19 protein-coding genes are annotated in these 13,495 nt (G+C 60.7%); 8 read left to right on the top strand and 11 right to left on the bottom strand.

Annotated features, from left to right (window positions below; genetic code table 11):
• Positions 1-15: 15 nt before the first annotated feature.
• Positions 16-207 (bottom strand): CsbD family protein, encoded by a 192-nt coding sequence (locus tag FFM53_RS08030; RefSeq protein WP_138328803.1) that lies wholly within the window; start codon positions 205-207, stop codon positions 16-18.
• Positions 208-322: 115 nt separating this feature from the next.
• Complete coding sequence (locus tag FFM53_RS08025) at positions 323-928, bottom strand: YqgE/AlgH family protein (RefSeq protein WP_130667473.1); 606 nt, start codon at positions 926-928, stop codon at positions 323-325.
• Positions 929-1,069: 141 nt separating this feature from the next.
• On the opposite strand from FFM53_RS08025, the gene FFM53_RS08020 reads away from it, so the two are divergent.
• Positions 1,070-1,921: a protein-disulfide reductase DsbD domain-containing protein gene (locus tag FFM53_RS08020; protein ID WP_138387958.1), complete on the top strand. Its 852-nt coding sequence runs from the start codon at positions 1,070-1,072 to the stop codon at positions 1,919-1,921.
• 140 nt (positions 1,922-2,061) lie between these two features.
• Positions 2,062-2,547: a peroxiredoxin gene (locus tag FFM53_RS08015; protein ID WP_011650769.1), complete on the top strand. Its 486-nt coding sequence runs from the start codon at positions 2,062-2,064 to the stop codon at positions 2,545-2,547.
• 96 nt (positions 2,548-2,643) lie between these two features.
• On the opposite strand, the gene FFM53_RS08010 is transcribed toward FFM53_RS08015, so the two are convergent.
• The 3 genes from FFM53_RS08010 to FFM53_RS08000 all read right to left on the bottom strand — a co-directional run bounded on the left by FFM53_RS08010 (position 2,644) and on the right by FFM53_RS08000 (position 5,646).
• Entirely contained in the window at positions 2,644-3,108 is a 465-nt protein-coding gene (locus tag FFM53_RS08010; RefSeq protein WP_138387957.1) for a nuclear transport factor 2 family protein, read from the bottom strand.
• A 40-nt stretch (positions 3,109-3,148) separates the two neighbouring features.
• Positions 3,149-4,624, bottom strand: a complete 1,476-nt coding sequence (locus FFM53_RS08005) for an MFS transporter (RefSeq protein ID WP_138387956.1) — start codon at positions 4,622-4,624, stop codon at positions 3,149-3,151.
• Positions 4,625-4,737: 113 nt separating this feature from the next.
• Positions 4,738-5,646 carry a LysR family transcriptional regulator gene (locus FFM53_RS08000; RefSeq protein ID WP_138387955.1) on the bottom strand — a complete coding sequence of 303 codons (909 nt, stop codon included), beginning with the start codon at positions 5,644-5,646 and terminating at the stop codon, positions 4,738-4,740.
• Positions 5,647-5,766: 120 nt separating this feature from the next.
• On the opposite strand from FFM53_RS08000, the gene FFM53_RS07995 reads away from it, so the two are divergent.
• Positions 5,767-6,147 carry a nuclear transport factor 2 family protein gene (locus FFM53_RS07995; RefSeq protein ID WP_173883559.1) on the top strand — a complete coding sequence of 127 codons (381 nt, stop codon included), beginning with the start codon at positions 5,767-5,769 and terminating at the stop codon, positions 6,145-6,147.
• 11 nt (positions 6,148-6,158) lie between these two features.
• A complete protein-coding gene (locus FFM53_RS07990) occupies positions 6,159-6,743 on the top strand; it encodes an NAD(P)H-binding protein (RefSeq protein WP_138387953.1) in 585 nt (194 codons plus the stop codon).
• 44 nt (positions 6,744-6,787) lie between these two features.
• Here FFM53_RS07990 and FFM53_RS07985 read toward each other — a convergent pair whose 3' ends face one another.
• The 4 genes from FFM53_RS07985 to FFM53_RS07970 all read right to left on the bottom strand — a co-directional run bounded on the left by FFM53_RS07985 (position 6,788) and on the right by FFM53_RS07970 (position 9,088).
• Positions 6,788-7,159: a DoxX family protein gene (locus FFM53_RS07985; RefSeq protein ID WP_138387952.1), complete on the bottom strand. Its 372-nt coding sequence runs from the start codon at positions 7,157-7,159 to the stop codon at positions 6,788-6,790.
• Positions 7,160-7,170: 11 nt separating this feature from the next.
• Positions 7,171-7,560 carry a nuclear transport factor 2 family protein gene (locus FFM53_RS07980; protein WP_138387951.1) on the bottom strand — a complete coding sequence of 130 codons (390 nt, stop codon included), beginning with the start codon at positions 7,558-7,560 and terminating at the stop codon, positions 7,171-7,173.
• A 95-nt stretch (positions 7,561-7,655) separates the two neighbouring features.
• A complete protein-coding gene (locus FFM53_RS07975) occupies positions 7,656-8,390 on the bottom strand; it encodes an SDR family oxidoreductase (protein WP_138328794.1) in 735 nt (244 codons plus the stop codon).
• A gap of 110 nt (positions 8,391-8,500) precedes the next feature.
• Positions 8,501-9,088, bottom strand: a complete 588-nt coding sequence (locus FFM53_RS07970) for a TetR/AcrR family transcriptional regulator (RefSeq protein WP_138387950.1) — start codon at positions 9,086-9,088, stop codon at positions 8,501-8,503.
• Positions 9,089-9,832: 744 nt separating this feature from the next.
• Between FFM53_RS07970 and FFM53_RS36830 the strand changes: the two genes are divergently transcribed.
• The 4 genes from FFM53_RS36830 to FFM53_RS07955 are packed head-to-tail and all read left to right on the top strand — an operon-like array spanning position 9,833 to position 12,492.
• Positions 9,833-9,961: a hypothetical protein gene (locus FFM53_RS36830; RefSeq protein ID WP_003557119.1), complete on the top strand. Its 129-nt coding sequence runs from the start codon at positions 9,833-9,835 to the stop codon at positions 9,959-9,961.
• Positions 9,958-10,707 carry a metal ABC transporter ATP-binding protein gene (locus FFM53_RS07965; RefSeq protein WP_138387949.1) on the top strand — a complete coding sequence of 250 codons (750 nt, stop codon included), beginning with the start codon at positions 9,958-9,960 and terminating at the stop codon, positions 10,705-10,707. The genes FFM53_RS36830 and FFM53_RS07965 overlap by 4 nt, the downstream gene beginning before the upstream one ends.
• The gene (locus FFM53_RS07960) at positions 10,704-11,576 is read left to right on the top strand and encodes a metal ABC transporter permease (RefSeq protein ID WP_138387948.1); all 873 of its coding nucleotides are present in this window, start codon (positions 10,704-10,706) and stop codon (positions 11,574-11,576) included. Before FFM53_RS07965 ends, FFM53_RS07960 begins: the two co-directional genes overlap by 4 nt.
• A 16-nt stretch (positions 11,577-11,592) precedes the next feature.
• Entirely contained in the window at positions 11,593-12,492 is a 900-nt protein-coding gene (locus FFM53_RS07955; protein WP_138387947.1) for a metal ABC transporter substrate-binding protein, read from the top strand.
• 33 nt (positions 12,493-12,525) lie between these two features.
• Here the strand turns inward: FFM53_RS07955 and FFM53_RS07950 are convergent, their stop codons facing one another.
• Both FFM53_RS07950 and FFM53_RS07945 read right to left on the bottom strand, forming a co-directional pair.
• On the bottom strand, positions 12,526-12,834 hold the full coding sequence (locus FFM53_RS07950; RefSeq protein WP_138387946.1) for a Dabb family protein: 309 nt from the start codon (positions 12,832-12,834) through the stop codon (positions 12,526-12,528).
• Positions 12,835-12,935: 101 nt separating this feature from the next.
• Positions 12,936-13,361: a hypothetical protein gene (locus FFM53_RS07945; RefSeq protein WP_138387945.1), complete on the bottom strand. Its 426-nt coding sequence runs from the start codon at positions 13,359-13,361 to the stop codon at positions 12,936-12,938.
• Positions 13,362-13,495: the final 134 nt, after the last annotated feature.

Raw genomic sequence — 13,495 nt, 5'->3', positions numbered from 1 at the left:
AGGATGCACTATTGCTCAGAGCCGGTCGACGGCGCCCTTGAGCTTGTCCTTGACCTTGCCGGTTGCGACCTGTCCCTTGCCCTTGGCTTCCTGGACGGCGCCCTTGGCCTGCATTTCGCGATCGTCCGTCGCCTTACCGACGGACTGCTTGGTCTTGCCGGCAATTTCGTTTGCCTTACCGGAAATCTTGTCGCTGGTGCTACCCATTATGTGATGTCTCCTTGGTCAGCATGGGCCTTTTGTCCATGCTTGCCGAAACGAAACGTCACTCGCAGCTATTCGTTCCCGCTGCCGTCAGGTCAGCTGCTGTCAGGCCAGCCCCTCAGGCATGGCCGGCTTCGGCCGAAAGCATGGCAGCGGTCACGCCCATGCCGGCGAGCGCCCGCTCGTATTTGTCGTCGAGGCTGCGGTCGAAGATCAATTCCTCATTGGCCGGGCAGGTGAGCCAGCCATTGTTGACGACCTCGCTTTCGAGCTGGCCGGCCGACCAGGAGGAATAGCCGAGCAGCATCGTCGCCCGCGTCGGCCCATCGCCCTTGGAGATGGCGCGCACGATATCGAGCGTCGCCGTCAGGCAGATATCGTCGCTGACGGGAATGCTGGAGTCGCTGGAATAATCGTCCGAATGCAGCACGAAGCCGCGGCCGCTTTCCACCGGCCCGCCGGTCTGGATCGGGAATTCGCGCGCCCGCTTCGGCAGCACGATCGAATCTTCCTGCTTGATCATGTCGAGATGCAGCAGCACATCGGTGAAGGTGAGGCTCTGCGGACGGTTGATGACGAAGCCCATGGCGCCGGCATCCGAATGCGCGCAAATGTAGATCACTGTGCGCGCAAAATTGCGGTCTTCCATGCCCGGCATGGCGATGAGGAATTGGCCATCGAAGAAGCCACGTTCCCGTCTGTTCTTCAGCGTCAATAAGGACATCGTTCCTCCTGCTGCTAGACCGCACCAAGGCCTCGACAAAAGAAACATGGGCCAATGTCACACATCAATCAACTGAAAATGAAGATTTAAATCGCCGCGACTTCTGGCGGCCAAACAGCACATTCGGTAAACCTTTGTTCCATGATGATTATTTCCTCAGGCCCGCGCAGGCTTTTAATCGCGGTTGTGTCGGTGGTCGCAGCCCTTGTGCCGTTTTATTCCGCCCATGCGGAAATGAGCGCCTGGGCGGACAACGAAGGCGGCCGCATGCGCCTCGTGGCGCTCGCGCCCGATGCCCGCGGCAAAATCCGCGCTGCCCTTCAGATCGAGCCGAAGCCCGGCTGGATCACCTATTGGAAAGAGCCCGGCAACAGCGGCATTCCGCCGCAAATCACCATCGCGGCGGCAAGCGGCGTCACGCTCGATGCCATCGCCTATCCCGTTCCGAAGCATTTTTTCAACGGCGCGATCGAGGATATTGCCTATGACGCGCCGGTGACGCTGCCGCTGTCGCTGACGGTGGCCGGCAAAGGCCCGGTTACGATCGATGCTGCCGCCTTCATCGGCATCTGCAAGGATATCTGCATTCCCTTCCAGGCGAATTTGCAGCTGAAGCTTGGCCCCGCCATCCAGTCGCACCCGCAGGAGGAGGCGATCCTTCAGGCCGCCGATGCGAGCCTGCCGAAGCCGCCATCGGTGGATTTCGGCGTGACGGCGCATGCGATGTCGCCCGACAGGAAGACGCTGTCGCTGACGCTCGCTCTGCCGGCCGGGGGGCCGGGTGAGGGGAAGGGCGCGCCGGATATCATCGTCACCGGCCCGAGCGGTTATGCCTTCACCAAGCAGATCGGCGGCAAACGCGACGGCGCCACCTTCAAGGTCGATATATCAATCGGCAAGCTGCCGAAGGATTACGACATAGTAGGCAAGCAATGGAGCGTGCTCGTCATCGACGGTGAACGGGCGATGGAGACGACGCTTGCCTTCGAATGACCGGTCTTGCCTTTCAATGACCGGCCTTGCCTTTCAATGATGGGCTCCTATAGTCGCCGCAGATCCCCTACGGCGCCCGCCACCGCCAAGCCGGAATCCCCAAAGCCAGAACCCCCAATCCAGAACTCAAGGAGAAGACCATGACCATCGCGATCGGCGACAAGCTTCCTGCCGCCACTTTCAAGGAAAAGACAGCTGACGGCCCGGTCGAAATCACCACCGATCAGCTCTTCGCCGGCAAGCGCGTCGTGCTCTTTGCCGTGCCGGGCGCGTTTACGCCCACCTGCTCGCTGAACCACCTGCCGGGTTATCTCGAAAACCGCGACACCATCCTTGGCAAGGGCGTCGACGACATCGCCGTCGTCGCCGTCAACGACTGGCACGTGATGGGCGCCTGGGCGCAATCGTCAGGCGGCATGGGCAAGATCCACTTCCTCGCCGATTGGGATGCCGGCTTCACCAAGGCCGTCGGCCTCGACGCCGACCTCTCCGCCGGCGGCCTCGGCCTCCGCTCCAAGCGTTATTCGATGCTGGTGGAAGACGGGGTGGTGAAAGCTCTCAACGTCGAGGAAAGCCCCGGCCAGGCCACCGTCTCGGGCGCTGCCGCGATGTTGGAGCAGCTCTGAGCGTTCATTGCCAATGGATGAAGGGGCGGCCGTTCGGGCGCCCCTTTTCGATTGTGTGAGTCTTCGGCGGGACTCGAGCGGCGTCTCAGGCCTCGGTCAACCGGCCGCCATCTCCATCGTGTCACGCCATGTGAAATGCGACGTGCGCTTCGAGATCAGCCACCGACCGCCCTGGCGCACATATTCGTCATTGTAATAAACACCGTTGGTATTCCTCATCTTTTTGCCATCGACCGTATTGACGAGGACAACCAGGCAATAGTGCACTGCTGTTGCGCGGTCTCCGTCAATTTCCGCGGTATGCTGACCATTGATATGGTAGGCCGTCTCGAAATTGGCCATGAAGCCGGTAAAGGTCTCCTGAATCTCCTTGCGGCCTCTAAGCGACGCAAAAAGCTGTCCTTCGAAGTAGGTGTCGACAACCGCGTCTTCGGCAAACAGCAGCGATTGAGTGGCCAAATCCTTCTGGTCGGCGAGATTGGCGAAAGTGTCGACGAGTGCTTTGAGGGCGACCTTGTCTTCGAGGGTCTGGATGCGTTGTTCCAGAGTATTGTCTTGCATGGAAATCTCCTTGAGTTGGAACGGATTGGCGGATTGCGCGTCAGGCGACGTCGACCGACTCTTCGGCGACCGGGACGATGGCTGAGGCGGGGTGGCGCCGCCGGACGATCAGGGCAAGGACGAGAACAAGCGCGAGCGCCATCATCGCGGCCGAGCCGGTCAACGCCATCGTCACGCGATGGGCGAGAAGTTGGATGCCTTCCAGGCCGCTCGTGCCGAAAGCCGTGACGGCGACCAGGATCGCAAGACCAAGGGAATTGCCGAGCTGGTGGGCGACGTTGACCACACCTGAGGCGGCGCCGGCATCGGCACCGGAGACGCCTGAGATGCCCGAGGCTGTCAGGGGGCTGAGGACGAAACCCTGGCCCCAGCCGATCAGGATCATCGGCAAGGCGATGTCACTCAGATAGTCCGCATCGGCGGAGACACGGCTGAGCCAAGTCATGCCGACAAGGGTCAGGACAAAACCCGTGGCAAGCAGGCGGGCGTTGCCGAACCGCTTCGTCAGCTGCGGCACGGCCATTGCCGATGCAAAGTTCACGAGTGTCGCGGGCAGGAAAGCCAATCCGGTGGCGGCAGCGCTGTATCCAAGAACACTCTGCAGGAACTGCGTCGTGAAGAAAAAGAAGCCGATCATTCCGCCGAGGAAGAGCATTCGCGCAGAATAGGCCCCGACGCGTTCGCGACTGGCGAAGAGACGCAACGGCATGATCGGTTGCCGAGCATTCCGTTCGATGGCAACAAAGGCCACCAGCAGCAATAGGGAGGTCGCGATAAGCCCGATGGTCAAGCTATCATGCCAGCCATGCGTCGCCGAACGGATCAGGCCATAGACAAGCGCCACCATGCCGATCGTCGAGGTCAGGCCTCCGGCAATATCGAGCCGCCCCGACTGCCGTCCCGTCTCGGGAACGAAGCGGATCGCGGCGAGGATCATGCCGAGGCCAATCGGCAGATTGATGAAGAAGCCCACACGCCACGACAGCCACTCGGCCAATATGCCGCCGAGCACGAGGCCGACGCTGGCCGCAATGCCGGCGACGGCGCTGTAATAGGAAACTGCGCGGGTGCGCTCGGTCCCTTCAGCGAAGGTCGTCTGCAGCAAGGCCAGCGTGGCCGGCGCAAGAATAGCGCCGCCAAACCCCTGGACGGCACGCGCGCCGATCATCCAGGCCGGCGTCTCGGCAAGACCGATGGCGAGCGAAGACGCGGTGAAGAGAGCAAGGCCGATGGTGAGCATGCGCTTGCGGCCGAGAATGTCGCCTGCCCTTGCACCCAGAAGCAGGAAGCCTCCGAAGGTGAGGGTATAGGCGCTCTGCACCCAGGCGAGTTCAGGATCGGAAAAGCCAAGTTCACGATGAATGCTCGGAAGCCCCGTCAGCACGATCGACGTGTCGAGTACGAGCATCACGTAGCTGGTGAGGATGATGGTCAGGATCGCTGTCTTGTTGACCGCGTGCGATAAAGGTTTTTCCGCTCGGCTGGAGGGCCGGCTGGCCTGTGGGGGTGATCTCATGGCGCTCTCCGGAACCGTCATTGCGGCGATTGCCGCCGATGTCCCGAGAGATAGCACCCGCCTATTCTGCCGATTAGATTGCTATTCCTGCATGCGCTTTTGAGGAATTCTCATCAATGATCGGAACGTGATGGTCGGTATCGCAGCGCGTCGACCAGCACGCTGAAGGCCGGAGACATCTGACGGCGGCTCGGATAGTAGAGGAAATAACCATCGAACAGCGGGTTCCAGTCGTCGAGAACGGTGGCAAGCCGCCCGCTCTCGATTTCATCTCGTGCATGATCCTCGAACAAGTAAGCAAGTCCGACGCCCCCGAGCGCCGCTCTCATCACCATCTGCGTGGTGTTGAAAGCCAACGGGCCATCGACACGGACACGAACCTCCCGCCCGTCCTTTTCGAACTCCCAAACCAGATAGCCTCCATAGGTCGGCAGTCTGATGTTGATGCAGGCATGGGCAGTCAGGTCCTGCGGCGTCGACGGTTTTGGGTGGCGCGCGAAATAGTCTGGCGAACCAACGACCACCATTCTCATCTCAGGTCCGATCCGCACGGCGATCATATCGCCGTTGAGCTGCTCGCCGAGCCGAATTCCCGCATCGTAGCGCTCCGCGACAATATCGGTGAGCGCCCCGTCCACCGTGATTTCAAACTTGATATCCGGATATTCTGGAAGAAGTCGCTCTATCGCCGGCCAGAGGATCGATGTCGTCGGATGCTCGCCGGCGGTGATCCGAACCGTCCCCGCAGGTTTGTCGCGCAGTTCTGTGAGAGCCGCCAGCGCGGTATCGATGCCGTCGAAGTGCGGCTCGATCGAGTGCAGCAACCGCTCCCCGGCATCGGTCACGGAGACGCGCCGGGTCGTTCTCGTCAGCAACCGAACCCCGAGCCGCTCCTCGAGCAGCCGCATCGAATGGCTGAGCGCCGAAGGCGAGACGCCAAGCTTTGCCGCCGCTCTCGTGAAGCTCTGTTCTCGCGCAACTGCCAAAAAGACAGTGAGGTCGTTGATGCTGTCTCGGGACATTTTTGAATTCTGCTCAATACCGAATGCGGATTTTGCAGTCTAATCGTCTTTTCGCCCATGGACTAGATGATGGAGGCAGGCAGTAGCGCAAGCACATCTCGACCAGAAAGGCTGTTCTCGATGAACCACGCAGCACGAAGCGCCGAGGAAGAGATCATCGCCCTGTCGCTGGACAAATTCCGTTGGAAGACATCCGGCCGTATCGATCTGGTCGAGGCGCTTTTCGACGACGATCTGCACTTCGTCCACATCACCGGGCATGTGTCTTCGAAGCGAGAGTGGATCGAAGAGCTGCGATCGGGCCGATTTGTCTACAACCGCATCGAGCCGCGGGGCGCTTCGGTTGCGGTCGAGGGCGATCGAGCCACGCTCCGAGGCAAGGCCGTTTTCACGGTGACCATGGGGGGACACCGAGGACAGTATCGTCTGGCTTTCACCGAAGTCTATGTCCGCAAACCCGCCGGGTGGAGGCTCGTGGAGCTTCTCACCTCGACCTATTGAGGGAAATCAGCATGACCAACATCCTTATACTCGGTGCCAACGGGCAGTTGGCGCGCAACACGACGCGGATGCTCCTCGACGGGACGGACGCCAATCTCACCCTCTATCTGCGCCGGGCGAGCCGTCTTGCCAACCTGGCGCCTGAAAGAGTGAGGATCGTCGACGGCGACGTTCTCGACACCGCGGTGCTCCGCCTGGCGATGGCCAAGCAGGACGTCGTCTATGCCAACCTGTCCGGCGATATGGCTCGTCAAGCACGGTCGATCGTCGACGCCATGCATGCTGCGGGGCTGAAACGGCTGATCTTCATCAGTTCGATGGGCATCTACGGCGAAGTCCCCGGCGAGAAATATCGCAGCGTCCTCGATCCCTATCGAGATTCTGCGGCGCTGATCGAGCAGTCGGACCTCGACTATACCATCCTGCGGCCGGGCTGGTTCACGCACGACGCTGAGGTCAACTATCAGCTCACCAGAAAGGGCGAGCCGTTCAAGGGACACGACGTCTCGCTCAACAGCCTGTCGGACCTGATCGTGAAGCTCGCATCCGATCCCGCATTGCATGCTCGCCAGAGCCTCGGTGTGAGCAGCTCGTGAAATGCGCCACAAGCGGACTCGGATGGTCGAGACTCCATTCGAAGCTAGGATGGAAGCGACTGCGATCCTCTCCGCCGAACTGTCAGAAGAGCGACGAGCCCACAAAGGCCGAGGACCACCAAGGGCGGAATTGCGTGCGTATATTCGCCATGGAACAGAACCGTACCCACAGCCGCCAGCATTACCGCACTTCCAAGCACTGAACCGTAGAGGCGGAGTGGTTTGAAGATGAGCATGACCGCTGCGGTGAATTCGCAGAGGGCGGTCAGATAGTGGAAGCTTTCCGGATAACCCCACCGGGCGTAGTCCGCGGCAATTTCGGGGCTGACGAAGGTGTTGCCATAGGCGCCGACGAAGAAGAAAGCTGCAAGCAGCCAGGCAATGACTTTTGCTAGGGACAGGTTGACGAGAGACATAGGGCGTGACCTCAATGTGATGGCGCTTGCAGCGCGAGAATGCGGCTCGCCAGACGCCAGCCCTCCGGCGTCCGCCGCAGCCGGTCGGTATAGGTCACGCTCGCCACTGCCCCGTTCGACAACAGGCCGAGCCCCTTCGAGACGGCGACGAGTTCGTTGCCCGCGCCTTCCTGAACGTAGACATTCGTCGTGTGATGGGCCTTCGCATGGCCGTCCTGGCTGGCCATATGGCAGATCGCTGCGATGCCCGTGACCGGAGCAAACCCGAAAACGCTCGAGTCGAAATGCGCATCCTCGGTAAAGACGTCACCGAACCTGTCCCACGCATGATTGTCGACGAGGTGTGCCCAGAGCGAGAGGATCTGGTTGCTCTCGACGATGTCATCCGCCGTTGGTTTCATTTTTCATGGTCCTTGAAAGGGAGTGGGGTGCAAGATTCGGTATCGCTGAACGGTCCTGCGCACGCCGGACTGTCCAGGCGTCAGGCCGAGGGCCATCACCAGTTGATCGGGCCGTCTGTGTTGAAAAACTGGCCGGTCGGTCCGGCATCGTCAAGCAAAGCATATTTGACCGGGGCGCGAACGCCGTCTTCGATGGTGATGTAGCCGCCGCCTCTGTTCAATTCGGTCATGACATAGCCGGGGCAGACAGCGTTGACCTTGATCGGCGTATCTTTCAACTCAAGGGCAAGCTGCACGGTCAGCATGTTGACCGCCGCCTTGGAGGCGGCATAGCCAAGCCATTTGACATCGGGGGAGGGATTGTTCGCATCGCCCGTCCACCAAAGCGAACCCACGCTGCTGGAAAGGTTGACGATGCGCCCGCTGACCGCCTTGCGGATCAGCGGCAACAGTTTCTGGGTCACGATCACCATTCCGATGAAATTGACCTCATAGGATTCGCGTAGGGTTTCGACGGAGGCCACGCTGGGGAAATCGTCGGTGTCGAGCAGCAGGATTCCCGCATTGTTGATCAGGATGTCGAGCCTGCCGAACCGCTCGCCGATCGACGATGCGGCAGCGTCGATCGTATCAGGGCGATTGAGATCGATCTCGATCGCCTCGACCGCCAACCCCTCCGCACGCAATGCTTCGGCCTTTGCCTGCCCGGTTGCAAGATCGCGTGCGCCGAGAAGGACGAAGACGCCCTCCCGGCCGAGCTGGCGAGCCGTTTCAAAGCCAAGGCCGCGGGTGGCGCCGGTGACGAGCGCGATCTTTTGATGTGTGGACATTCTATCTCCCAAGCAGGCGCGCTCGCAGGGCGAGGCTGTTTGCAATGACGTTACTCAGCAACGCATTGTGAAATTGCATGGGAAATTATGTCTGTCAACGACAAATGACACTAAGTGACATTTTGTTCGAAGTGAAGGATACCGGCGGCGCGATCGAAGAGATCGACAAGTGACATTGCCGCTCCGCCGTCCACCCAACTGTTTATCGATGCCCGGATGAGCGCGAAAACCGTCCCCGCGACCGTATAGGCGACAACGTCAGGGAGCGGAGACCGCCTGTCCGGCGAGGCGAGAATATGGGCGATTTCGTCGATCAGTTCGGCGATCATCTGTTCTTTTCGCGCAGAAATGCTCCTGTTGGAGCGGATTGCCGTCTCGATGGCGAGAAAGAAACGCGACCTTTCATCGAAAGCCGTAAGCATCGCCCGCGCGGCAGCAAGAAGTGCGACAACCGGCGGCTCCGAGGCGAGCCGCTCCGTCAGTTCAGCACGGATGATCGTCATGCCATCCTGCACCCAGCTGACGATCACATCCTCCTTTGTCGGGAAATAGCGAAGCAGGGTGCGGGGCGAAACGCTGACGGCGGCAGCGATATCGGCAATGGTCGTTTCCTCGAATCCGCGCTTGTGGATCAGGTCCAACGCGGCCTCGAGCAGCTGCGCTCGCGTGCGATCCTTCTTATCTTCCCGAAGTCCCAAGATTGTCTCCACGCTGACATGCGGCGGGCTTCTTTTGACACATCATGCCATTTGTCGTCCAGCGACAGTAATCTTGGCCGGAGGGTGACACGGTCATATCCCGCATTTGTGGAGGCCGTCGGCCTCCATGCCACCTCGCCGGAATAGCCAAAGTGAGTTTGGATGGCCAAGCCGCAAACTTTTAGTTCGGGATGGCAGCAAAGCTGTCAGGACCTGAAACCCAATGAAGTTGGTCTAAGAAGGTCCTAAGCCTGTGAACAGCTCGTTCTGGCGTTTCCGTCCGTGTCCATTGCCGGCGTTCCACATTCGTGTCGATATAGCGAAACTCGATCAGGCCCGATGATTGCGCTGAAATCCGAAGGTAGGCCACCGAGGGAGGGGCATGGTCGGTTTGTTGGACGCACAGATCAGCCATCGATGTCCACCCGAACAGCGCATCCCGAAGCGAACTTCGAGCAATGAAATCGGCAAGTTGCTCAATGCCCTGCAAGGCCGACGAGAATTTTTCGTCTTCCGAACGTCCTCGCGCGTTGCGAATATGGTCAACAAGTAGGGGCCATGGCCTGATCATGCGTCAAGTCTGGCTCAGCAGCATATGGCTGTCAAATGGATGCACGCACGCAATCTCTCATATCGAATGCTGCCCGTATTTAGCTTAGCAATGAATCTGGGCCAGGCTTCCGCCTCAATCTCGCCGCAATCGTTATAACATAACCGTAATGTTATTACATTGTAGGATGCGCCATGCCCCCGAGCCCCGATCGCCCCTCCGTCAGCCTGCTGGGACAGTCGGCATTCTCTAGGGTGATCGGCATGGCGCTGGTCATTGCCGTGCTCTGGCTGGCGATCCACTGGGCGGTTCTCTTGCCATGACGCCGCTGATCCGTCTCGAGAATTTGACCGTCGCCTATAACAGGCACCCCGCCGTCCACCATGTCTCCGGCGCCTTCGCCTCAGGCAGCCTGACGGCGATTGCCGGGCCGAATGGGGCGGGCAAGTCGACGCTGCTGAAGGCGATCATGGGCGAGCTTCGCCCGGCCGAAGGCAGGGTCGAGCACCGGTTGGGACGGGCGGAATTCGGTTATCTCCCGCAGGCGGCCGAAATCGACCGCCGCTTTCCGATCTCGGTGATCGACACCGTCATGCTCGGCGCCTGGAAGAAGACAGGCGCCTTCGGCCGCATCGCGCCCAGTGAGGTGAAAAGGGCAGGCGAGGCGCTATCGGCCGTCGGGCTCGAAGGCTTCGGCCGGCGCCATGTCGGCTCGCTCTCGGCCGGCCAGTTCCAGCGTGTGCTCTTTGCCCGCCTGCTGCTGCAGGATGCCGGCATCATCCTGCTCGACGAGCCGTTTACGGCGATCGATGCCCGCACCACCAGGGACCTCATCGATATCGTCACCCGCTGGCATGGCGAAGGCCGCACGGTGATCGCCGTGCTGCACGATTTCGAACTGGTTCGCGCCCATTTCCCGCAAACCCTGCTGCTTGCCCGCGAGCTGGTCGGCTGGGGTGCGACCGCCGACGTCATGTCCTCCGTCAATCTCCTGAAGGCGCGCGCCATGGCCGAGCGCTGGGACGAAGATGCGAATGCCTGCGCACCTGAAGAGGCGCCGGCGGCATGACGGCTTACGATCTCTTCCTGGCACCCTTTGCCGATTACGGTTTCATGCGCCGCGCCCTCGTCGCCTGCCTCTGCCTCGGGCTCGGCTCCGGACCGATCGGCGTCTTCCTGATGCTGCGGCGCATGAGCCTGATGGGTGATGCGATGAGCCATGCCGTGCTGCCGGGGGCGGCCATCGGTTACCTCGTCGCCGGCTCGCTGTCGCTGACGGCGATGGGCCTTGGCGGTCTGATCGCCGGCCTGTCGGTGGCGCTACTATCAGGCGCCGTCAGCCGGATGACCGTGCTGCAGGAGGATGCGAGCTTTGCCAGCTTCTATCTCGCCTCGCTGGCGCTCGGCGTGCTGATCGTCTCGCTGCGCGGCTCGAATATCGATCTCCTACATGTGCTCTTCGGCACCATCCTGGCGATCGATGCTCCCGCTCTTTATCTGATCGGCGCGATCACCTCGCTGACCCTCGTCATCCTCGCCTTCATCTACCGGCCGCTGGTGGCCGAATGTTTCGATCCGGGTTTTCTGCGCGCCGTCGGCGGGCGCGGGCCTGTCTATCACGTGCTCTTCCTGCTGCTCGTGGTGCTGAACCTCGTCGCCAGCTTCCAGGCGCTCGGCACGCTGATGGCGGTCGGCCTGATGATGCTGCCGGCAGCCGTCGCCCAGCTCTGGTCGCGTAGTCTGCCTGTGATGATGGCGATAGCAGCCGCAAGTGCCGCCGCCTCCGGCTATCTCGGCCTGATCGCCTCCTACCATCTCGAACTCGCCTCCGGCCCGACGATCATCATGACGGCGGCGATCTTCTACGGCTTCTCCATCTTTTTCGCGCCCTCCGGCCTGGCCCGGCGCTTCTTTCCCCGCCCGCATCTAAAGGGCTGATCCCAAGGAGACTTCGATGACACCGCACAGACTGCTTCTCTCCGCAGCAATCCCCGCTTTGATGGCGCTGTCGGCCATGCCCGCCTCCGCCGAGACGCTGAAGGTTGTGGCGTCCTTCACCGTGCTTGCCGATGTCGTCAAGCAGGTCGGCGGCGAGCATGTAAAGGTAACGAGCCTCGTCGGGCCGAACGGCGATCCCCACGAATTCGAGCCGTCGCCGGCCGATGCGAAGAATTTGAACGCCGCTCAAGTCACCTTCGTCAGCGGCGAGGGGCTGGAAGGCTGGATGGACCGGCTGATCACCGCCTCGGGCTATAAGGGCAAGCCGGTCACCGTTTCCGAAGGCATCAACACCCGCACCATGGAAGAGGACGGCGAAAAAATCACCGATCCGCACGTCTGGAACAGCCCCGTCAACGTCAAGATCTGGGTCGCCAATATCGAAAAGGCGCTGTCATCGGCCGATCCCACGGACGCCGCCGCCTTCAAGGCCAATGCCGAGAAGTACACCAGGACGTTGGACGAGCTGAACGCCTACGCCCATGCGAAATTCGACAAGGTGGCCGACGATCGCCGCAAGGTGCTGACCAGCCATGATGCCTTCGGTTATTTCGGCCGCGAATACAATGTCAGCTTCCTGGCGCCGCTCGGTCTGTCCACCGAAAGCGAGGCCTCGGCCGCCGACGTCGCCAAGCTGATCGAACAGATCAAGGGCGAGCATGTGAAGGCATATTTCTTCGAGAATTCCAACGATCCGCGCCTCGTCAAGCAGGTCGCCAAGGCAACCGGTGCCGAACCCGGCGGCGAGCTCTATGTCGAATCCCTGTCCGACGCCAAGGGGCCGGCGCCGACTTATGAGAAGATGTTCAAGTACAATGTCGACCAGCTCGCCGCCGCCATGGCGAAATCGAGCTGAGGAATCGAGGGCTGCAGGTCTATCCTGCGGCCCTCACAAATTAAGGTCGAAGACCAGGATGCCGGCAAGGCCTCCATCCGTCGACGAGACGATGCGCTCGCCCACGGTCACGTGCTCGGGATGGATGAGATAGGCGTCGCGGGCCTCGGGGCTTTCAAAGGTCACGGCAAACCCGTCGACGAAGCCGCCATGCAAACCCTCGGGCGAAACATTCGGCCCGTATTTGATATCCAGTATGCCGGGAATGAGCTGTTTCAGGGCGACGATCGCCGCAAACAGCGACTGCTTGTCGTCCGCCGTCACCGCGGTCTTCAGCCGCAGGAATACGCAGTGCAGGATCATCAGTGGTCCTCCCGATTTTCTTTGGCTGGAGAATAGCGGCGAAAGCCGGGAGAGCAATGAGATTTATTTTCACGCAGGCGTTGCGCCGTAAGCCGGCCAGATTACATCTGGTCGCTCTTAACCATGGGCCGCTTGTAGATCCTCTGGACGAGATCGCTCGCCAGCGCGCGGGATTCGTCTTTCTCAGCCGCCGTCATCGGCCGGCAGGTGTTCCTGGTGTTTGAACTGTCGAGCACTGTCGTAGAACCGGAATTGGCGATGACGAGATGCCAGCTGCAGGAGGCGACCTTGTCGATTGCGACAGCACCATGGCAACCGGTGGACAGGCAGAAGGCAATGGTCCTCTGCGCCCCGTGGTCGCCTTTATAGGCCAGCGTGACGGCTTTCTTGATATCCGTGACCCATCGCTCGCATTGCGCCTGTTTTGCCCCCGGCTGGCAGCTTTTGGTGACCGGAGTGATCTCAGCGGCCTGAAGCGGCGATACGCAAAAAACACCCATCGAGAGGGCGAGCAGAAACTTGAGCATGGGATTTTCCTTGTGCAAGGAATGAGAGACGCACATCCCAGGCCGTTGGTCAATGGCCACTCACAAAAGGGAAGGGTGGCGCGCCAAGCAGATGTTGGCGCGCCACCGGGAAAATCCGAAATTGTGCAGATCCG

The organism is Rhizobium indicum (assembly GCF_005862305.2).
Lineage (GTDB): Bacteria > Pseudomonadota > Alphaproteobacteria > Rhizobiales > Rhizobiaceae > Rhizobium > Rhizobium indicum.
This window is presented reverse-complemented; position numbering and strand designations above follow the sequence as displayed.